The following is an 18,345-nucleotide window of genomic DNA, read 5'->3' as shown; positions in this document are numbered from 1 at the left end:
ATTGTACGCTTGAATATGATGGCCATCATATTGCTGGGGGTTTCAAATCCCCGCGGCGCGTGTTGTCGCTGGCTTCAGGCGGTGGCGAGCTTGCGTCGCACCGGCTTCGCGCGCGGTGCCGCGGTGGGCGCATCGATCAACTGCAGCAGCACCTGGCGGACGCTGGCCTGCATGGCCGCGATGGCCTTCTTGTCGCCCGAGAGGTGCTTGAGCAGGCACTGCTGGAACAAGCCGTCCAGCATGGCGTAGGCCGCCTCGCTCGAGGCCTTCACGGGTGAGCCCGCGAGTTCGGAGAGGCGCTGCATCACGCGCCAGATCATCTTCTCCAGGCTCTTGTCGATCGCCTCCACGTCGTCGCGCAGGGCTTCCTCGAACAGCGCCTGCGAGCGCAGGTCGTACCAGAGGCGGTGCATGGTGGTCTCGTTGCGCAGCGTGTCGCCCAGCGCTTCCGTGAAGCCATCGAGCAGCTGCTCGAAGCGGGTGGACGTGGTGGTGACCTCGTCGTAACGCGTGACGCAGCGCGCCTTGTACTGGCGCACGCTGCACAGGATCAGGTCGAGCTTGTCGGTGAAGTAGTAGTGCAGCACCCCGTGCGAGAACGCCGAGTTCTGCGCGATCTCGCGCAGGCTCGTGCGCGCGTAGCCCAGGTCGGCCAGCGTCTGCAGCGCGGCCTCGCCCAGCTCGGCGCGGCGCTCGTTGAACTTGTCGTTGCGGGGGGGCGCTTTGGTCATCGGGCCATTGTACGAAGGGTCCGGGCCTGGCGCCATCCGGTTTGGACAGTCGTCAAGAAAAATCTTGACACTTGTCAAGAAAGCTCCGTAGCATGGCCCCGTTCCTCGATGAACACGGCTCAACAAACCTGGAGACAAACATGGCGAAGTTCGATCTGACCGGCCGCAAGGCCCTGGTCACCGGAGGCGCGCGCGGCCTCGGTGAAGGCATGGCGCAAGCGCTCGCAGCGGCGGGTGCCTCGGTGATGATTGGCGACGTGCTCACGTCGCTCGGCAAGGAAACGGCGGGCAAGCTGCCCGTCACCGGCGGCGCGAAGGCCGGCTTCGTGAAACTGGACGTGACGCAGGAAGCCGACTGGCAGGCGGCGGTGAAGGCCACCGTGGACACGCTCGGCGGCTTCGACATCCTCATCAACAACGCCGGCATCGAAGTCACCGCGCTGGTGACGGAGATCGAACCCGAGTCGCTGCGCAAGATGCTGGACGTGAACATCGTCGGCACCGCGCTCGGCCTCAAGCACGCGTTCCGCGCCATGCGCCCGGACGGTGCGGCCGGCAAGGGCGGCGCGGTGGTTAACATCGCCTCGGTCGCCGCCACCATTGCGTTCCCCGCGATTGCCGGCTACTCGGCCACCAAGTCGGCGGTGGACCGCCTCACCCGCGTCGCCGCCATGGAAGCCGGCAAGCTGGGCTACGGCGTGCGCGTGAACTGCATCTACCCCGGCCTGGTGCCCACCGAGATGGGCATGAAGCTCGCGGGCGACGTGGTGGCCGCCGGCCTGTTCCCCTCGCCCGAAGCCGCCGTGGGCGCCATCGTCGAGCAGACGCCATCGGGCCGTCTCGGCGAGGTGGGCGACATGGCCGACGCGGTGGTGTTCCTCTGCTCGGACGCCGCGCGCTTCATCAACGGCGCGGGCCTGCCGGTCGACGGCGGCATGGGCATGTGAGGGAGACAACACCATGAGCAAGAACACCAGGAAACCCGTCATCGTCTACGGCGCCTCCGGCTACACCGGCCGCCTCGTCTGCGAGTACCTGCGCGAGTACAACATCCCCTTCATCGCCGCCGGCCGCAGTGCCGACAAGCTCAACGCCGCCATGCAATCGAACGTGGCCGGCATCGAGACCGCGAGCTACGAGGTGGTGGAGGTCGAGCACAGCGTGAAGGCGCTGACCGAGCTGTTCAAGGGCGCGTCCGTCGTGCTCAACACCGTCGGCCCGTTCGCGAAATTCGGCCCCGAGGTGGTGCAGGCCTGCCTGGCCGCGAAGTGCCACTACACCGACACCACCGGCGAGCAGGACTGGCTCATCACGCTCGACGAGCAGTACGGTGAGAAGTTCGCCAGCGCCGGCCTGCTGCTGTCGCCCGGTCTGGCCCACATGTACACCACCGGCGAGATCGCCGCGCAGATCTGCCTGGAGACGCCGGGGCTGGACACGCTGGACATCGCGGTGTTCTGGGGCGGCAGCCCCACCATCGCGTCCACGCAGACCATCCTCGTCAACGCCGCCATGGCCAAGGCCTACCACCTGCAGCAGAACCAGTACGTGGAATGGCAGCCCGACGCCGGTCTGTACCAGCTTGCCATTCCCGGCCAGCACGAGCTGGCGCTCGCCCTGCCCTGGGGCGGCACCTCGCACCCGGTGTGGTTCAAGCGCGACCCGCGCGTGGCCAACGTGAAGGTGCTTGGCGGCGTGTTCAACAAACCACTGATGCTGGGTGTGCCGCAGATCGTGGCCGCCGCGCTCGAGGCCACCAAGGACATGAACCCCGAGGACCGCTACGTCGCGCTCGCGCAGACGGCGGCCGGCGTGATGAACACCATGCCGCCGCGCGAGAACCCGCGCATCAACAAGTCGGTGGACTCGGTGCACGCCTCCGGCCCCCTCGGGCGCGCGCACTGTGTCATCTTCGGCAACTGCAACTACAAGCAGACCGGGCTGCTGCAGGCCTTCGCCGCCCACTGGCTGTTGCAGCAGGCGCCGAAGCGTGTGGGTTTCGCCTCGGGCTGCCAGGCCTTCGGCCACCACGAACTGCTGGGCGCGCTGCGCGGTTTTGGCCTGGTGCAGGCCCCCGTGCTGACCGTGCAAGTGTGACGCGCAGGAGCCGCGCATGCGCCTGATCGACTACCTGGACAAGGGCGCCATGCTCGGCCCCGACGCGCCCTGCCTCTCCATGGGCGGCATGGACCTGAGCTACGGCGACGTGCAGCGCATCAGCCACCGCGTGGCGCGTGCGCTGGCGCGCACCGGCATCGAGCCCGGCGACAAGGTGGCGGTGCTCTCCAGCAACGACGCGCTGGCCTTCGCCTGCGTGTTCGGCATCTCGCGCGCGGGGGCCGTGTGGTGCCCGGTCAACCCGCGCAATGAAGCCTCGGAAAACCGCCACGTGCTCGACGCCTTCGACTGCAGCTGCCTGATCTTCCACAGCGCCTACGCGCCCATGGTGGAACAGATGCGCGCGCAGCTGCCGAAGGTGCGCGTGTACGTGTGCCTCGACGCCGTGCAGCCCTTCGCGCCCTCCTGGGCGCAGTGGGCCGATGGCACCAGCGACGAGCCGGTGGAGGTGCTCCCGGTGGACGACCTGGCCATGATCGCCGGCACCGGTGGCACCACCGGCCAGCCCAAGGGCGTGATGCTCTCGGGCCGCAACCTGGAGACCATGAGCGCGCTCACGCTCATGGGCTACCCCTTCGAAGGCCGGCCCACGTACCTCGCGCTCGCGCCGCTCACGCACGCCGCCGGCGTGCTGTGCCTGCCGGTGATGGCGCTCGGTGGCCGCGTGGTGATCATGCCGAAGCCCGACCTGGGCGAGTTCCTCGCGCTCATCGAGCGCCACCGCGTCACCCATACCTTCCTGCCGCCCACGCTGATCTACATGCTGCTGCAGCACGAGCGGCTGGCCATGACGAAGCTCGATTCGCTGCAGTGCTTCTGGTACGGCGCCGCGCCCATCTCCGCCGCGCGGCTGGAAGAGGCGCTGACGAAGATCGGCCCGGTGATGGCGCAGCTCTTCGGCCAGACCGAGGCGCCGATGATGATCTCCATGATGTCGCCGCGCGAGCACTTCGATGCGAATGGCGCGGTGGCGCGCCAGCGCCTGTCTTCCGCCGGGCGCCCTGGACCGCTGGTGCAGGTGGCCACCATGAGCCAGGATGGCCGCCTGCTGCCCATCGGCGAGACCGGCGAGATCGTGGTGCGCGGCTCGCTGGTGATGATGGGTTACTACAAGGACGCGAAGGCCACGGAAGAGGCGGGCCGCTTCGGCTGGCACCACACCGGCGACATCGGCCGGCTCGACGCCGACGGCTTTCTCTACATCGTCGACCGCGCGAAGGACATGATCATCACCGGCGGCTTCAACGTGTACTCGGTCGAGGTCGAACAGGCGCTGATGCAGCACCCCGACGTGCAGGACAGCGCCGTGATCGGCCTGCCCGACGACAAGTGGGGCGAGGCCGTGGTGGCCGTGCTGCAGCCCCATGCCGGCCGCAGCCTCCAGCCGGACGAGGTGATCGCCTTCGTGAAGGCGCGCATCGGCAGCGTGAAAGCGCCCAAGCGCATCGAGATCTGGCCCGACCTGCCGCGCTCCAAGGTCGGCAAGGTGATGAAGAAAGACATCCGCGCCACGCTGCTCGCGAAGATGTCATCCGCCGATTGACCCCGCCTCTGGTCGGTGGTTTCAGCGCGCCAGCGCCGCCGTGCGCCCGGCCACGAAATCGCGCAGGCTGCGCAGCAGTGGCGTGAGCTGGCGCCGGCCCGGCATCACCAGGTACAGTGGCGTGGCCTCGGTGGTCCAGTCGGTGCACAGCGGCTGCAGCCGCCCTTGCGCCAGGTCGGCGGCCACGTCGAAGAAGGCCTTGTAGGCAATGCCCCGTCCCATTAGCGCCCAGCGCCGCACGGCATCGCCGTCGTTCGACACGTTCACGCCCTTCACCTGCACGGTGAGGGGCGGCCCCTCTCCATGCCAGAAGCGCCAGCGGTCGTGCACCTCGTCGTTCAGCATGAAGCACAGGCAGGCGTGCCCGGCCAGCTCGTGCGGTGACGCGGGCGCGCCGTGCGCCTGCAGGTACGCCGGTGCCGCGCACAGCACGCGCCGGTGCTCCGCCGCCAGCGGCAGCGCGACCAGGCCCGAATCCGGCGGTTCCCCGTAGCGGAAGGCCGCGTCCACCGGCTGGCTGTAGACGTTGGCGATGCTGTCGGAGAGCTGCAGCCGGATGTCCACGCGCGGGTGCAGCTGTTGAAACTCGTCCAGCCACGGCAGCAGCACGTTGCGCCCCAGGTCGGACGGTGCGGACAGGCGCAGCACACCCTGCAGCGTGTCGCCGCCTTCGCCCAGTTCGTGGCTCGCCTGCTGCAGCGCTTCCAGCGCGGGGCGGCACTGCGTCAGGAAGCGCTCGCCCTGCTGCGTGAGGCGCAGGCTGCGCGTGGAGCGCACGAACAGCGGCACGCCCAGCTCGGCCTCCAGCCGCTTGAGCGCGGCGCTCGCCGCGGCGGGGGTCAGGTCCAGCGCGCGAGCGGTGGCCGAGAGGCTGCCGCTGTCCACGGTGCGCACGAAGATGTCCAGGTCCTGCAGGGCTTTCATGGCGGCTTTCAAAAATTGATTGAAACTGTATTCAAGACAAGCCTGTTTTTCAATCGATGTTTTCAAGTGACCATACGACCCTCCTCCTCTTTCTTCCAGAAGGTTTGACATGAAAGCCGTCGGTTACCAGAAGCCCCAGCTCATCGACCAGCCCGAGGCGCTGCTCGACATCACCCTGCCCGAACCCGTGGCCACCGGCCGCGACCTGCTGGTCGAGGTCAAGGCCGTGTCCGTGAACCCGGTGGACACCAAGGTGCGCAGGAGCGCCCTGCCCGCCGACGGCCAGACGCACAAGGTGCTGGGCTGGGACGCCAGCGGCATCGTGAAGGCCGTCGGCCCGGACGTGACCCTGTTCCAGCCCGGCGACCGCGTCTGGTATGCCGGCTCCATCGCCCGCGCCGGCACCAACAGCGAGCGGCACCTCGTGGACGAGCGCATCGTCGGCCACATGCCGCGGTCGCTCGACTTCGCCCAGGCCGCCGCGCTGCCGCTCACCGCCATCACCGCGTGGGAAATGCTGTTCGACCGCCTCGGCATCGCGCCCGGCAAGCGGCCCACGCAACAGACGCTGCTCATCATCGGCGCCTCCGGCGGCGTGGGCTCCATCCTCACGCAGCTGGCCACGCGGCTGACCGGCCTCACCGTCATCGGCACCGCCTCTCGGCCCGAAACCCAGGCCTGGGTGAAGGAACTGGGCGCGCACCACGTGATCGACCACAGCCGCCCGCTCACCGAAGAACTGCAGCGCATTGGCCACCCGCAGGTGGACCTGATCGTGAGCCTCACGCAGACCGACACGCACGTCGACCAGATCGTCGAGGCCATCGCCCCGCAGGGCAAGTTCGGCCTGATCGACGACCCCACCTCGCTCGACGTGACGAAGTTCAAGCGCAAGTCCGTCTCGGTCCATTGGGAGCTGATGTTCACCCGCGCGCTGTTCGGAACCGACGACATGGTCGGCCAGCACCGCCTGCTCAACGAAGTGGCCGCGCTGGTGGACGCGGGCCTGGTGCGCACCACGCTGGCCGAGCACTTCGGCCCCATCAACGCGGCGAACCTCAGGCGCGCGCACGCGCTGGTCGAATCGGGCAAGGCCCGGGGCAAGGTGGTGCTGGAAGGCTGGGGCGGCTGAGCCCGCACCCAGCCCACGCTAGGCCAGCACGGGCGAATCGTCCGGCTCGCTGAGCCGGTTGCCCCACGCCTCCACCGTCTCGCGCAGCATGCGCGCGACGATCTTGCTCGCGGGCGTGAGCTGGCCCTGCTTGGGCAGCGCCAGCGTCACGTGGCGCCGCAGGTCGGGGTTGACCACGCGCGCGGCCTGCAGACGGCCGGCGCGCAGTTCCGCGTCGATGGAGAACGGCCCGAGCAGCGAGTACAGCCCGGGCGTGTGCGCCACCAGCTCCTTCTGCACGCGCAGCGAATCCGCCTCCACCTCGGCCTGCAGCACGAAACCCTTGCTGCGCGCGGTCTCGTCCAGCACCGCGCGCCAGTGCGCGGGCCGGCGCGGCAGCACGAGGCGCAGATCCGCGAGCCGGTTGAATTCGAAGCTGTCGCCCTGCGTCAGCGCGTCCCCGGGGCGCGACACCAGGTAGGTGCCCGCCACCGCCAGCAGCTGCTCGTCCGCGCTGGTCGGTTTCTGGTAGCGGAACAGAATGGCCATGTCCACGCTGCCCATGTCCAGCAGCGCGTCCAGTTCGCCGCCCTGGCCTTCGCGCACGTTGAGCTTGATCTTCGGGTACTCGGTTTTCAGGCGCAGGAACACATGCGTGATGAGCGGGTGCGCCGCCGAGGGCAGGATGCCCAGCCGCACCTCGCCCATGGGCTCACCCGCGTCGACGCGGATGTCGGCCAGCAGCTGGTCGGTGTCGCGCACCCAGCCGCGCACGCGCGCCTCCACCCGGTGGCCCAGGTCTGTCAGCACCACGCCGCGCCCGGTGCGGCGGAACAGCGCGCCACCGCACTGCTTCTCCAGCTCGCCGATCTGGCGGCTGATGTGCGACTGCACCGTCTGCCGCAGCACCGCCGCCTTGGTGAAGCTGCCCAGCTCCGCCACCTCGAGGAACAGGCGGAAGTCGTTCGGGTTCATGGGGTGTCTCCTTGCAAGACATGCCAATTCAGGCATGTCTGAAATCTCGGTTTGCATTCTAGGCAGATGTCGGGTGCTTTCCTAGACTGCGTCCCCATCACCCCGCGCTGCCCGCAGCGCCACCAATGGAGACACCACCGCCATGCGTTTCGCCAGCTTCGAGGCCAATGGCCGCACCACCTACGGCGTGGTCGGCACCGACGGCCGTTACACCCCCGTGCCCGCCGACTTCCAGGCCCGCCACCCCGACCTGAAAGCCGCCATCGCCGCCAACGCACTCGGCGAACTCAAAAGCCTGGCCGGTGCTTCCCTCGCGCCCGACCAGGTGCGCCTGCTGCCCGTCATTCCCAACCCGGGCAAGCTGATCTGCATCGGCCTGAACTACAAGACCCACGTGGCCGAGACCAAGCGCGCCGACAGCGAGTACCCCTCGATCTTCCTGCGCTTCAACGACACCCTGGCCGCGCACGGCGACGAGGTGCTGCGCCCCGCCTTCTCCACGCGCTTCGACTGGGAAGGCGAACTCGCCTTCGTCATCGGCCAGGGCGGCCGCGACATCGCCAGGGAAAACGCCTTCGACCACATCGCCGGCTACGCCTGCTTCAACGACGTGAGCGTGCGCGACTGGCAGAAGCACACCCACCAGTTCACGCCCGGCAAGAACTTCCCCGGCACCGGCCCCTTCGGCCCTTACATGGCCACGCGCGACGAGGTGCCCGACGTGACGAAGCTGCAGCTGCAGACGCGCCTGAACGGCACCGTGGTGCAGAACGCCAGCGTGGGCGACCTGATCTTCGACATCCCCACCATCGTGAACTACGTCTCCCGCTTCACGCCGCTCTCGCCCGGCGACGTGATCGCCACCGGCACGCCCGGCGGCGTGGGCGACCGCCGCGAACCGCCGCTCTACATGAAGGAAGGCGATGTGGTCGAGGTCGAGATCACGGGCCTGGGCATCCTGCGCAACCCCATCGGCGTCACGGCCTGATCCGCGACACAACACCATGAGCAACACGAACCTCACCCCGCACGACGCGCGCCTGCGCGTCGCCGTCGACATTGGCGGCACCTTCACCGACATGGCCGCGTTCGACGAAGTCACCGGCCAGCTGCTGTTCGGCAAGGCCCTGTCCACCCACGGCCAGCTGGTCAACGGCATCCAGGCCACGCTCGACAGCGCCGACATCGACCTGCGCGACGGCCACCTGTTCCTGCACGGCTCCACCATCGCCATCAACACGCTGCTGGAACGCAACGGCGCCAAGACCGCGCTGCTGATCACCGAAGGCTTCCGCGACATCTACGAGATCGGCCGCGTCAACCGGCCCGACGCCTACAACCTCTTCTTCAACAAGCACGAGCCGCTGGTGAAGCGCTCGCTGCGCTACGAAGTGGCCGAGCGCCTGCGCGCCGACGGCAGCACCCACAAGGCGCTGAACGAAGACGCGGTGCGCGAACTGGCGCGCGAACTCGGTGGCAAGGACATCGAGGCCGTGGCCGTGCTGCTGCTGCACTCGTACCGCAACCCGGCGCACGAACAGCGCGTCAAGCAGATCCTGCAGGAAGAGCTGCCCAAGGCCTTCGTCTGCGCCTCGCACGAACTCAGCCAGGAATACCGCGAGTTCGAACGCGTCTCCACGGCGGTGGCCAACGCCTATGTCGGCCCGCGCGTCTCGGCCTACCTCGGTGAACTCGAAGAGCACCTGGGCAACAAGGGCTTCGAGGGCGACTTCTACGTGGTGCAGTCCACCGGCGGCCTGTTTCCCAGCGAACACGCGCGGCGCGACTGCGTGCGCATGCTCGAATCCGGCCCGGCGGCCGGCGTCATCGGCGCGCAGGCCATCTGCGCGCAGCTCGGCATGGGCGATGCGATCGCCTTCGACATGGGCGGCACCACCGCCAAGGCCGGCGTCATCAGCGAAGGCCGGCCGCTCACCACCGGCAGCGCACTCATCGGTGGCTACGAACGCGCCCTGCCGATCCAGATTCCGATGATGGACATCCACGAGGTCGGCACCGGCGGGGGTTCCATCGCCCGCGTGGAAACCGGCAACGCGCTGCGCGTGGGCCCGCAGAGCGCGGGCTCCATTCCCGGCCCGGTGGCTTACGGCCGTGGCGGCACCGAACCCACCGTGACCGACGCCAACCTGCTGCTCGGCCGCCTCGACGCCGACCACTTCCTCGGCGGCGAACTGAAACTGGACCTGGCTGGCACGCAGCGCCAGATGGAAGAGCGCGTGGCCAAGCCCCTGGGACTGGACGCGACCGCCGCCGCCGACGGCATCCTGCGCATTGCGGTGACGCAGATGTCGCACGCGGTGAAGGCCGTGACCACCGAACGCGGCCTGGACGCCGGCAGCTTCACCATGGTGGTGTACGGCGGCGCCGGCCCGCTGCACGCCTCGGCCATCGCCCGTGAGATCGGCATCCGCAAGGTGCTCATCCCGTACGCGCCGGGCTACTTCTCGGCCTACGGCATGCTGTTCTCCGACCTGCGCTACGACTACGTGCGCTCGGTGTTCCGCAAGCTCAACGACGTGTCCTTCGACGAGATCGAGGCGCTCTACAAGGGCATGGAAGACGAAGGCCGCGCCGCGCTCGCCGCCTCCGGCATCACGCCCGACGGCATCGTCATCGAACGCGCCGCCGACATGCGCTACGTCGGCCAGGAACATGCCGTCACGGTCGATCTGCCCGCCGCCTTCTTCGAGAGCAAGGACCGCGCCGCCATCAAGAACCACTTCGACCAGGTGCACAAGGTGCGCTACGGCACCTCGGCCCCGAAGGAAGCGGCCGACCTGGTGAGCCTGCGCGTGACCGTGCTCGGCACCATGAAGAAGCCACCGCGCCACCACGTGGACGAAGGCGCCGCACAACCCGAGGCCGCCGCGCTGCGCGGCACCAAGCCGGTGTACTTCCGCTCCAGCGGCTGGGCCGACACACCCGTCTACAAGCGCGACCTGCTGCGCGCCGGCAACCTCATCCCCGGCCCGGCGCTGATCGAGGAACACGCCTCCACCACCGTGGTCCAACCCGGCGACGAACTGCGCGTCGACGGCCTGGGCAACCTGCAAATCGCCATCGGGAGCGACAGATCATGAACGCACGAGACAACCTGCAAGCCACCACGACGGCGATCGACCCCGTCACCGTCGAGATCATCCGCAACGGCCTCTTCGCCGTGACGGAGGAGATGAAGACCAACCTCACGCGCACCGCGTACAACCTCATCATCTACGAGGCGCTGGACTTCACCGTCGGCCTGTTCACCAAGGAAGGCGACACCGTCTCCATCGGCCTGGGCCTGCCCATGTTCATCCGGGGCATGGCCGAAACCGTGAAGGCGAAGATCAGGCACTTCGGCGTCGAGAACATCAAGCCCGGCGACATCCTCGTCACCAACGACGCGTACACCACCGGCAGCCACCTGAACCACTTCACCTTCACCATGCCGGTGTTCCATGAAGGCCAGCTCGAAGGCTTCACCTGCTGCATGGCGCACTGGCTCGACGTGGGCGGCACGCTGGGCAACGTCACGACGGACATCTTCAGCGAAGGCATCCAGATCCCGATCGTGAAGTACCAGCGCGAAGGCGTGGTCAACCAGGACCTGGTCGACATCATCGCGATGAACGTGCGCATGCCCGAGCGCGCACTGGGCGACCTGCGCGCGCAGATCACCGCCATCACCACCGGCGAGCGCCGCTACGTGGAACTGCTGCAGCGCTACGGCGCCGACGCGGTGAACGGCTCCATCCGCCAGATCATGGATTCGAGCGAAGCCGTGGCGCGCAAGAACACGCTGTCCGTTCCCGACGGCGTGTACGAAGCCGAGTCCTTCATGGACGACGACGGCCTGGAGATCGGCAAGCGCATTCCCATCCGCGTGAAGGTGATCGTCAAGGGCGACGAGATGACCGTGGACCTTTCGGACGTGAGCAAGCAGGTGCGTGGCTTCTACAACTCCGGCTTCACCACCGGCATTGCCTGCGCGCAGGTGGCCTACAAGTGCCTCACCACGCCCACCGACTACCCGGTGAACGACGGCAGCTTCCGCTCGCTCAAGGTCGTCATGCCGATGGGCACCGTCATCAGCGCCGAGCGCCCGTACCCCATGCGCGTGTGGATGACCTTCCCCATGACGGTGATCGACACCATCTTCAAGGCGCTCGCCCCCGCCATTCCCGACCGCGCCATCGCCGGCCACCACGCCGACCTGGTGTTCCCCAACATCCACGGCATCTCGCCCGAAGACGGCCGCCTGTTCATCGTCGGCATCGGCCCGCTGGGCGGCGGCTGGGGCGCCAAGAGCACGGAAGACGGCGTGTCCGTCACCGTCTGCATCAACGACGGCGACACGCACAACAGCCCGACCGAACAGCTCGAAGCCAAGTACCCCGTGCTGGTGGAGAAGTACGAGATCCGCAAGGACAGCGCGGGCGCCGGCAAGTACCGCGGCGGACTGGGTGCAGAGATGGTGGTGCAGGCGCTCTCGCCCTTCACCGTGACGACCCGTATCGACCGCGTGCACTGCAAGCCCTGGGGCCTGGAAGGCGGCGGCGATGCCATGGGCAACGGCCTGGCCGTGCGCCACAAGGGCGAGTGGAAGACCGACCACGCCAACGCCAAGATCTTCAACGTGCGCCTGGAACGCGGTGACGCCTACAAGATGCTCTCGGGCGGCGGCGGTGGCTTCGGCAGCCCGCTGGAACGCGAGGCCGACAAGGTGGCCGAAGACGTGCGCGAAGGCTACGTGAGCGCCGAGGTGGCGCGCGAGGTGTACCGCGTGGCGCTGGATGCGCAGCAGCAGGTGGACGTGAAAGCCACCGAACAACTGCGCGCCGCCGCGCAGGCCTGAGCATGGACACCGCCGTGGCAGCCGACCCGCGCGCCGCCCACCTGCTCGGCCTGTGGAGCCGCCTGAGCGCCCAGCACGTCACGCTGGGTTCGGGCTGCGGCTGCGGCGTGGGCGGCGTCAGCGTTTCCCTGCAAGACTTCGAGCTCGACATCGCCGACTACCTCTGGGCCGAGAGCGAACGCCTGGGTGAGAAGGAAGTGGAAGCCTTCCTGCTGCAACCCGGCCCCATCAACGAACAGCGCCAGCCGGTGATGGATCTGCTCACGCGGCTGGAAGCGGGCGAGGCCAGCGAGCGCGAGGCCGACTGGCTGCTCACCCGTCTGGCGCGCACGCTCGAATCCTTCGCCAAGCTGCACGGCCCCATGGGCGAGATGTCATGACGAAGGCTGTGCCTGTCACGGTGCTCACCGGCTTCCTCGGCAGCGGCAAGACCACGCTGCTCAACCGCCTGCTGCGCGAGCCCGGCATGCACGGCACCGCCGTCGTCATCAACGAGTTCGGCTCGGTGGGCCTGGACCACGACCTCGTCGACCACACCGAAGAGAACATGGTGCTGCTGGCCAACGGCTGCATCTGCTGCACCATCCGGGGCGACCTGGTGGACGCCTTCGAGCGCCTGGCGCAGACACCCGCCGCACAACAAGGCGAACTGCGCCACGTGGTGCTGGAAACCACCGGCCTGGCCGACCCCGCGCCCATCCTGCACACCTTGATGGGCGACCCGCGCATGCAAGGCGCCTGGCGCCTCGCCGGCGTGGCCTGCACCGTGGACGCCTGCCACGCCATGGCCACGCTGGACCAGCACCCCGAAGCCGTGAAACAGGCCGCCGTGGCCGACCGCCTGCTGCTCACCAAGACCGACCTGCAGCCCGCGCCCGATGCATTGATGCAGCGCCTGCGCGCCATCAACCCGCTCGCCGAGATTCGCACCGATGCCGATGGCGCGCTGAGCGCGCTGCAGGCCCTGCTGGTGCGCCCCGCCGCCGCGTTCACCGCGCTGCCGGCCGAGAACCGCTCCAGCTTCTTCCCCGCGTCCACGTCGACGGGCAGCCACCACGACGACCGCATCCGCTCGCACGTCATCGTGCGCGACCAGCCCCTCTCGCGCGAAGGCTTCTTCGCGTGGCTCGACATGATCGCGAAAATGCGCGGCGACGACCTGCTGCGCGTCAAAGGCCTCGTGCACCTGAGCGACGACCCCGAACACCCGCTCGTCATCCACGGCGTGCAGCACCTCTTCCACCCGCCCGAAACGCTGCCCCGCTGGCCCAGCGAAGACCGGCGCACCCGCATCGTGTTCATCACGCGTGGCATCGACGCCGAAGACATCGATGCCACGCTCAGCGTTTTTGAACGGCGCCGCCCGCGCCGCACACCTGCCCCTCAACCCGATTGATCAGCAACCCCAGAAGGAGACAAACATGAAGTTGAAGATGAAGCACTGGATCACCGGCCTGGCCCTGGCTGCGGTGGCCGCCGCACCCGCCATGGCCCAGGGCAAGTTCCCCGACAACATGATCAAGATCGTCGTGCCCTTCGCGGCCGGCGGTGGCGTGGACAACGCCGCGCGCCTGCTCGCCAAGCAACTGCAGACCGACCTGGGCGTCACCGTGGTGGTGGACAACCGCGCCGGCGGCAGCGGCACCATCGGCGGCAAGGCCGTGCAGACCGCCCACCCCGACGGCTACACCCTGCTCTTCTCCGCCGCCACCCACGTGCTCGCCAGCCACGTGCTGGCTACCCCGCCGTACGACCCGGTGACCGACTTCACCGCCGTCGCCCGCACCGGCGAAGCCCCGCTGTTGATCGTGATTCCGCCCACCGCACCGCAGAAGAACCTGCGCGAAGTGATCGACGCCGCCAAGGGCGGCAACAACTGGAACGCCGCCATCCCCGCGCTCGGCGCGCCCAGCCACCTGGCCACGCTGCTGCTCGCCAAGCAGGGCAAGGTCAACTTCACCATGACCCCCTACCGCGGCACCGCCCCCGCCGCCACCGACGTGGCCGGCGGCCACGTGCAACTGCTGGTCGATTCCATCATCTCGCTGCAACCCATGGCCAAGGGCGGCCGCGTCAAACCCGTCGCCCAGACCGGCGCCAAGCGCAGCAGCGTCGCCCCCGACGTGCCCACCGCCGCCGAAAGCGGCTACCCGGGCCTGGTCTACGTGTCGTGGTACGGCGTGTGGGCACCCAAAGGCACGCCCGACGACCGTGTGCAGTTCCTGAACAAGGCCATCAACAAGGCCACCGAAGAGCTGGCCAAGGCGGGTTCACTGGCTGCGCTGGGCGTGGAGCCGGTGGTGGAGTCGGTGGACGCGTTCCGCAAGTACATCGCGAACGATGTGGCGCAGAGTGCGGGGTTGTTGAAGGAGGCGGGGTTCAAGCCGGAGTGAGGGTTTGGCAGCGTGAGTTGCACACGCTACCTCGCATCTGGCCGATGTGCTCCTTGAGCGTGTGCACGCGACACGCCGACTAGTAGCCGTCGACAGCACACCCTTGTCATTACGGCCGCAGATCTGCCGCGACCAAGACCATCGAGATAGTCTGTTCATGGGGCAGATGCGGCTTGCCATTTGTTGGCTCATGCATTCTCGAGTCACCCACCTGGAGCTAGGAAACGGATGGACCGCAATGGCAGGCGTCGCCTGGCTTCGTCCGTCAGTTTTTCGTAGTGCTCGTCCCAAAGGTCAAACAGCTTCTCCAGGCCGATCAGCGCAACGCGGCGCTTCTCCTGAGTGCGTGCCTCCATTTCGGCGTCCTTCGTGAAGCCACCCGTGCAGACGAAGAGGCCGACGTCGTCATCGCCCAGCAATGCCATGAAGGAACGCAGACCGTCAACGCTCACCGCTTGCTGTTGTCGTTTTACCTGCACCTTGATGCGCGGTGGCCGCGTACCCAAGGCGTCAGGCCACGCAAGAATGTCTATGCCACCGTCCTTCCCGGGCGGTGAGACCCAGGTCACGTGGTAGGACATTGCACGCAGCAAATCGGCAACCAGGTCCTGAAAGTCATAGGGATTCATCGCACGGAGGTAGGCCGAGATCTCCGCCCAGGCCTGCTCCTCCGCTTCTTCGTATGTCACGCTCACGGCTTTGGCAGTTGAGTTAGGCTCGTCAATTCCTGCACCCGTTACGGCCGCTGCTCCTACTTCGGCATCGGGCTGCGCAGCCTTCCACTCGGCATAGAGCTTGCACGCTCGGCGGTAGAAGGCCTCAGGCTCAGGCAGCTCTAGATAGGCCTTTCGACCTTCTTCTGTGATGGACCAGATGCCCTTGTCCTTCACCAACCAGCCGGCTTTGACGCAGTCCACGGTCGCGAAGCGCACGATCTTCTCGAAACGCCTGCCGCCCGATTCGTAGGAGTCAGCCTCATAGGGTGTCAAGGTGACGCGACTGGCCAAAGCCTGCAACGCCGCACTTGCTTGCACACCGTCGGGCGCGGCCATCAGGATGTTGAACAGCTCGCATTTCAGCTGGCCTATCGCATGGGTACGGGTGAGGATCTGCTGCACATCCTTGTCGACGGGGATCCAGATCGTGCAAAAGAACCATTCACAATCCACGTCGCAACGGATGCTCAGGCCCGTGGAGAAGGGTCGTTGATCCCAGTTACTGCGGATGAGCAATCGGTGTCGGCTCTGCGTGGCAAAGCCATCAAGCTCACTGCCTTCGTGAATGCGCACACCGAGTACTTACCACGCTATGTGTTCAGCTACTACTCTGGCGAGAGCCAGCGTATGCACGAGGTGTTTCGTCCTTACTTAGAGAGCTACGACAACAAGCTGCGCAACGGCGAAGATCCCGGACTGAAGCGGCTCTTCTATGCGATGCCGGTGCACAGCCAGTTTGTGTTGCTGGCTTTCATGATCAAGCAGTCGGCTGAAGTTCGAGAGCTTCTCGACAATGACTTGGGGATTGATCCTGATGAAGGCATCGAGTCGGTCCTCTTCGTCTTAAAGCAGCCGGGCTGGAGCAAACGACGCGGGAAGAAGCAGGTAGATGTTGCTGGTGATGACAGGTTTTGGGGATCCAAAGGCGTTGTTCAGACATTCTTGGATCGACTACATGACATCGCGCTTGCTCCCGTTCGGATCAAGCGGGTCAAGCAAATCACCCTTTGGAACGAGGAAAGAACTGAGTTTCAATATCTATTCGTCAAGGACATTGACGCTCTCCGACGCCTAGTCGGGGAGCAGCCGCCCGCGCAGTTCTTCCGTGACCTAGAGAGCACCTACGTCTCTGAGCTGATCGAAGAGGTGCGAATCCGGGTGCGCCTAAAGAAGAACGATGGCAGCGTGACCTTCCGGGAACTCAGCGAAGGCGAACAGCAGTTGCTCACCGTTCTCGGCCTGCTGCGTTTCACCGCCGAGGAAGAGAGCCTCTTCTTGCTGGATGAGCCGGACACACACTTGAACCCGCGCTGGAGCGTTGACTACATCTCTTACCTGAAGAAGTTCATCGCCAGTAGCACGAAGCAGGAAGAAACCAGCCACATCTTGCTGACGACTCACAACCCCTTGGCCATTGCCGAGCTTGATCGCGAGCAGGTGCAGATCCTGCGCATGGACAAGCAGGATGGTCATCGCCAAATCGTGGCTTGCTACCCGGAGCTGGCGCCGCGCGGTATGGGCTATGCGGCAATCGTAACGAGCGACATGTTCGGCATCACGTCGTCGCTCGACGGCTCGACGCAGTTGCTGCTGGAGAAACAGAGGGCGTTTGCAGAAGTGTCCGATTTGTCCGAAGAGCAGCAAGCCGAGCTAGACAAGCTTAATGACGAGTTGAGTAGGCTGGGCTGCTCGCCACCTTTTTTGCGCTCGGCGTCAGCCAGCTGCGCGACCGCACCGCCAGCCTGGCGCGCGTGTCGCTCATGCCGGTGGCGATGACGGTGTTCTCGGTGTGGGGCACGTTCTCCGCCTTGCGCACGTCGCCCCAGTTCGGCCTTGCCGTCGTGGCGTGGCTCATCGCGGCGCTGCTCGCCTTCGCTGTCCTTGGGCGTGGCCGCGCCAACGCGCAGTACGACCCGACGCGCCGCGTGTTCCGGCTGCCGGGCAGCGTGGTGCCGCTGCTGCTGGTCGTGGGCATCTTCCTGGTGAAGTACGTGGTGGGGGTGGACCTCGCCATGGCGCCGCAGCTGGTGCAGGACACGGCGTACGTGCTGTGCGTCGCCGCCTTGTACGGTGCGTTCACCGGGGCCTTCGTCGGCCGGGCCGCGCGTTTGTGGCGCCTGCCGCTGGGGTCGCCGCCGGCCGGCGTGCGCCTGGTCGGTTGATCCTCGCGACAAGGCTTCTATTCACCTATTGGTGAATAGAAGGTGGCGGCAGGGAGTTCGGGTACGCTGTCACGGCACCCCGCCCCACCAGAAGGACCCCCGCCGTGACCGCCAGAAAGGCCCCCTCCGAGCCCAAGATCCGCGACTCCGAACGATCCCGCGCCGCCATCCTGGTGGCCGCGCGCGAGGAGTTCTCGCGCACCGGCCTGGGCGGTGCGCGGGTGGAGCGCATCGCCGAGAAGGCGGCGGTCGACAAGAAGCTGGTCTATTACTACTTCAAGGACAAGGACGGCCTGTTCGCCGCCGCGCTGGAGAGCGTCTACGCCGAGATCCGCGACGCGCAGCTGTACCTGGACCTGCAGGGCATGCCACCGCTCATCGCCCTGCGCCGGCTGATCGAATTCACCTGGGACTACTACATCGCCCACCCGGAATTCATCACCCTGCTCAACAGCGAGAACCTGCACCTGGCGCGGCACCTGCAGGGCTCGCCACGCATCCGCGAACTCAACTCGCCGCTGGTGGATTCGTTGAGCGACATCCTGGAGCGCGGGCAGAAACAGGGCCAGTTCCGCGCGGGCATCGACCCGGTGCAGCTCTACATCACCATCGCCGGCTGCTCGTACTTCTACCTGTCGAACATCCACACGCTGTCGGCCGGCTTCAACCGCGATTTCAAGGCGCCCAAGCAGCTCACGCAGCGGCTGGCGCACATCACCGAGGTGGTGTCGGCCTTCGTGCTCGCCTAGCGGCCAGATTTCACCATTCAGGGAAAACACGGGGCTTTGGCCCCTTTTCTTGGGCCTACAATTCT

The 18,345-nt window shown here is 66.9% G+C and carries 17 protein-coding genes; 13 read left to right on the top strand and 4 right to left on the bottom strand.

What is annotated here, in order from left to right; genetic code table 11:
* Positions 1-74: 74 nt before the first annotated feature.
* The gene (locus J2X09_RS21935; RefSeq protein WP_204735414.1) at positions 75-731 is read right to left on the bottom strand and encodes a TetR/AcrR family transcriptional regulator; all 657 of its coding nucleotides are present in this window, start codon (positions 729-731) and stop codon (positions 75-77) included.
* 140 nt (positions 732-871) lie between these two features.
* Between J2X09_RS21935 and J2X09_RS21930 the strand changes: the two genes are divergently transcribed.
* The 3 genes from J2X09_RS21930 to J2X09_RS21920 are packed head-to-tail and all read left to right on the top strand — an operon-like array spanning position 872 to position 4,392.
* Entirely contained in the window at positions 872-1,678 is an 807-nt protein-coding gene (locus tag J2X09_RS21930; protein ID WP_204735415.1) for an SDR family NAD(P)-dependent oxidoreductase, read from the top strand.
* 13 nt (positions 1,679-1,691) lie between these two features.
* Positions 1,692-2,828, top strand: a complete 1,137-nt coding sequence (locus J2X09_RS21925; protein WP_204735416.1) for a DUF5938 domain-containing protein — start codon at positions 1,692-1,694, stop codon at positions 2,826-2,828.
* Between the two features lie 16 nt (positions 2,829-2,844).
* Positions 2,845-4,392, top strand: a complete 1,548-nt coding sequence (locus J2X09_RS21920; RefSeq protein ID WP_204735417.1) for an AMP-binding protein — start codon at positions 2,845-2,847, stop codon at positions 4,390-4,392.
* A gap of 21 nt (positions 4,393-4,413) precedes the next feature.
* On the opposite strand, the gene J2X09_RS21915 is transcribed toward J2X09_RS21920, so the two are convergent.
* Complete coding sequence (locus J2X09_RS21915; protein ID WP_204735418.1) at positions 4,414-5,316, bottom strand: LysR family transcriptional regulator; 903 nt, start codon at positions 5,314-5,316, stop codon at positions 4,414-4,416.
* 109 nt (positions 5,317-5,425) lie between these two features.
* Here J2X09_RS21915 and J2X09_RS21910 point away from each other — a divergent pair, with 109 nt between their 5' ends.
* Positions 5,426-6,448, top strand: a complete 1,023-nt coding sequence (locus J2X09_RS21910) for a zinc-binding alcohol dehydrogenase family protein (protein ID WP_204735419.1) — start codon at positions 5,426-5,428, stop codon at positions 6,446-6,448.
* 18 nt (positions 6,449-6,466) lie between these two features.
* Here J2X09_RS21910 and J2X09_RS21905 read toward each other — a convergent pair whose 3' ends face one another.
* The gene (locus tag J2X09_RS21905; protein ID WP_204735420.1) at positions 6,467-7,402 is read right to left on the bottom strand and encodes a LysR family transcriptional regulator; all 936 of its coding nucleotides are present in this window, start codon (positions 7,400-7,402) and stop codon (positions 6,467-6,469) included.
* Between the two features lie 142 nt (positions 7,403-7,544).
* On the opposite strand from J2X09_RS21905, the gene J2X09_RS21900 reads away from it, so the two are divergent.
* The 6 genes from J2X09_RS21900 to J2X09_RS21875 are packed head-to-tail and all read left to right on the top strand — an operon-like array spanning position 7,545 to position 14,653.
* Positions 7,545-8,390 carry a fumarylacetoacetate hydrolase family protein gene (locus J2X09_RS21900; RefSeq protein ID WP_204735421.1) on the top strand — a complete coding sequence of 282 codons (846 nt, stop codon included), beginning with the start codon at positions 7,545-7,547 and terminating at the stop codon, positions 8,388-8,390.
* Between the two features lie 16 nt (positions 8,391-8,406).
* Positions 8,407-10,503 (top strand): hydantoinase/oxoprolinase family protein, encoded by a 2,097-nt coding sequence (locus J2X09_RS21895; RefSeq protein ID WP_204735422.1) that lies wholly within the window; start codon positions 8,407-8,409, stop codon positions 10,501-10,503.
* A complete protein-coding gene (locus tag J2X09_RS21890) occupies positions 10,500-12,260 on the top strand; it encodes a hydantoinase B/oxoprolinase family protein (protein WP_204735423.1) in 1,761 nt (586 codons plus the stop codon). The genes J2X09_RS21895 and J2X09_RS21890 overlap by 4 nt, the downstream gene beginning before the upstream one ends.
* 2 nt (positions 12,261-12,262) lie before the next feature.
* The gene (locus tag J2X09_RS21885) at positions 12,263-12,640 is read left to right on the top strand and encodes a hypothetical protein (RefSeq protein ID WP_204735424.1); all 378 of its coding nucleotides are present in this window, start codon (positions 12,263-12,265) and stop codon (positions 12,638-12,640) included.
* The gene (locus J2X09_RS21880; RefSeq protein ID WP_204735425.1) at positions 12,637-13,656 is read left to right on the top strand and encodes a CobW family GTP-binding protein; all 1,020 of its coding nucleotides are present in this window, start codon (positions 12,637-12,639) and stop codon (positions 13,654-13,656) included. The genes J2X09_RS21885 and J2X09_RS21880 overlap by 4 nt, the downstream gene beginning before the upstream one ends.
* A gap of 25 nt (positions 13,657-13,681) precedes the next feature.
* On the top strand, positions 13,682-14,653 hold the full coding sequence (locus J2X09_RS21875) for a Bug family tripartite tricarboxylate transporter substrate binding protein (RefSeq protein WP_204735426.1): 972 nt from the start codon (positions 13,682-13,684) through the stop codon (positions 14,651-14,653).
* 203 nt (positions 14,654-14,856) lie between these two features.
* Here the strand turns inward: J2X09_RS21875 and J2X09_RS21870 are convergent, their stop codons facing one another.
* Positions 14,857-15,942, bottom strand: coding sequence for a restriction endonuclease (locus tag J2X09_RS21870; RefSeq protein WP_310309392.1), 1,086 nt, complete (start codon positions 15,940-15,942; stop codon positions 14,857-14,859).
* Here J2X09_RS21870 and J2X09_RS21865 point away from each other — a divergent pair.
* From J2X09_RS21865 to J2X09_RS21855, 3 genes are all read left to right on the top strand, one after another.
* Positions 15,931-17,145 carry an AAA family ATPase gene (locus J2X09_RS21865; RefSeq protein ID WP_310309390.1) on the top strand — a complete coding sequence of 405 codons (1,215 nt, stop codon included), beginning with the start codon at positions 15,931-15,933 and terminating at the stop codon, positions 17,143-17,145. The genes J2X09_RS21870 and J2X09_RS21865 overlap by 12 nt on opposite strands.
* A complete protein-coding gene (locus J2X09_RS21860) occupies positions 17,055-17,531 on the top strand; it encodes a DUF6622 family protein (RefSeq protein ID WP_310309419.1) in 477 nt (158 codons plus the stop codon). The genes J2X09_RS21865 and J2X09_RS21860 overlap by 91 nt, the downstream gene beginning before the upstream one ends.
* A gap of 104 nt (positions 17,532-17,635) precedes the next feature.
* Positions 17,636-18,280 (top strand): TetR/AcrR family transcriptional regulator, encoded by a 645-nt coding sequence (locus J2X09_RS21855; RefSeq protein ID WP_204735429.1) that lies wholly within the window; start codon positions 17,636-17,638, stop codon positions 18,278-18,280.
* The last annotated feature ends 65 nt before the right edge of the window (positions 18,281-18,345 follow it).

The organism is Hydrogenophaga laconesensis, assembly GCF_031457235.1.
GTDB classification, from domain to species: Bacteria; Pseudomonadota; Gammaproteobacteria; order Burkholderiales; family Burkholderiaceae_C; genus Hydrogenophaga; species Hydrogenophaga laconesensis.
The sequence above is the reverse complement of the archived record's forward strand: the minus strand, read 5'-3'. Positions and strand labels throughout refer to the sequence as shown.

Coding starts and splice junctions, on each gene's coding strand:
- J2X09_RS21895 (WP_204735422.1), top strand. CDS start 8,407: ATGAGCAACACGAACCTCACCCCGCACGACGCGCGCCTGCGCGTCGCC.
- J2X09_RS21905 (WP_204735420.1), bottom strand. CDS start 7,402: ATGAACCCGAACGACTTCCGCCTGTTCCTCGAGGTGGCGGAGCTGGGC.
- J2X09_RS21875 (WP_204735426.1), top strand. CDS start 13,682: ATGAAGTTGAAGATGAAGCACTGGATCACCGGCCTGGCCCTGGCTGCG.
- J2X09_RS21890 (WP_204735423.1), top strand. CDS start 10,500: ATGAACGCACGAGACAACCTGCAAGCCACCACGACGGCGATCGACCCC.
- J2X09_RS21925 (WP_204735416.1), top strand. CDS start 1,692: ATGAGCAAGAACACCAGGAAACCCGTCATCGTCTACGGCGCCTCCGGC.
- J2X09_RS21910 (WP_204735419.1), top strand. CDS start 5,426: ATGAAAGCCGTCGGTTACCAGAAGCCCCAGCTCATCGACCAGCCCGAG.
- J2X09_RS21930 (WP_204735415.1), top strand. CDS start 872: ATGGCGAAGTTCGATCTGACCGGCCGCAAGGCCCTGGTCACCGGAGGC.
- J2X09_RS21900 (WP_204735421.1), top strand. CDS start 7,545: ATGCGTTTCGCCAGCTTCGAGGCCAATGGCCGCACCACCTACGGCGTG.
- J2X09_RS21885 (WP_204735424.1), top strand. CDS start 12,263: ATGGACACCGCCGTGGCAGCCGACCCGCGCGCCGCCCACCTGCTCGGC.
- J2X09_RS21920 (WP_204735417.1), top strand. CDS start 2,845: ATGCGCCTGATCGACTACCTGGACAAGGGCGCCATGCTCGGCCCCGAC.
- J2X09_RS21935 (WP_204735414.1), bottom strand. CDS start 731: ATGACCAAAGCGCCCCCCCGCAACGACAAGTTCAACGAGCGCCGCGCC.
- J2X09_RS21915 (WP_204735418.1), bottom strand. CDS start 5,316: ATGAAAGCCCTGCAGGACCTGGACATCTTCGTGCGCACCGTGGACAGC.
- J2X09_RS21880 (WP_204735425.1), top strand. CDS start 12,637: ATGACGAAGGCTGTGCCTGTCACGGTGCTCACCGGCTTCCTCGGCAGC.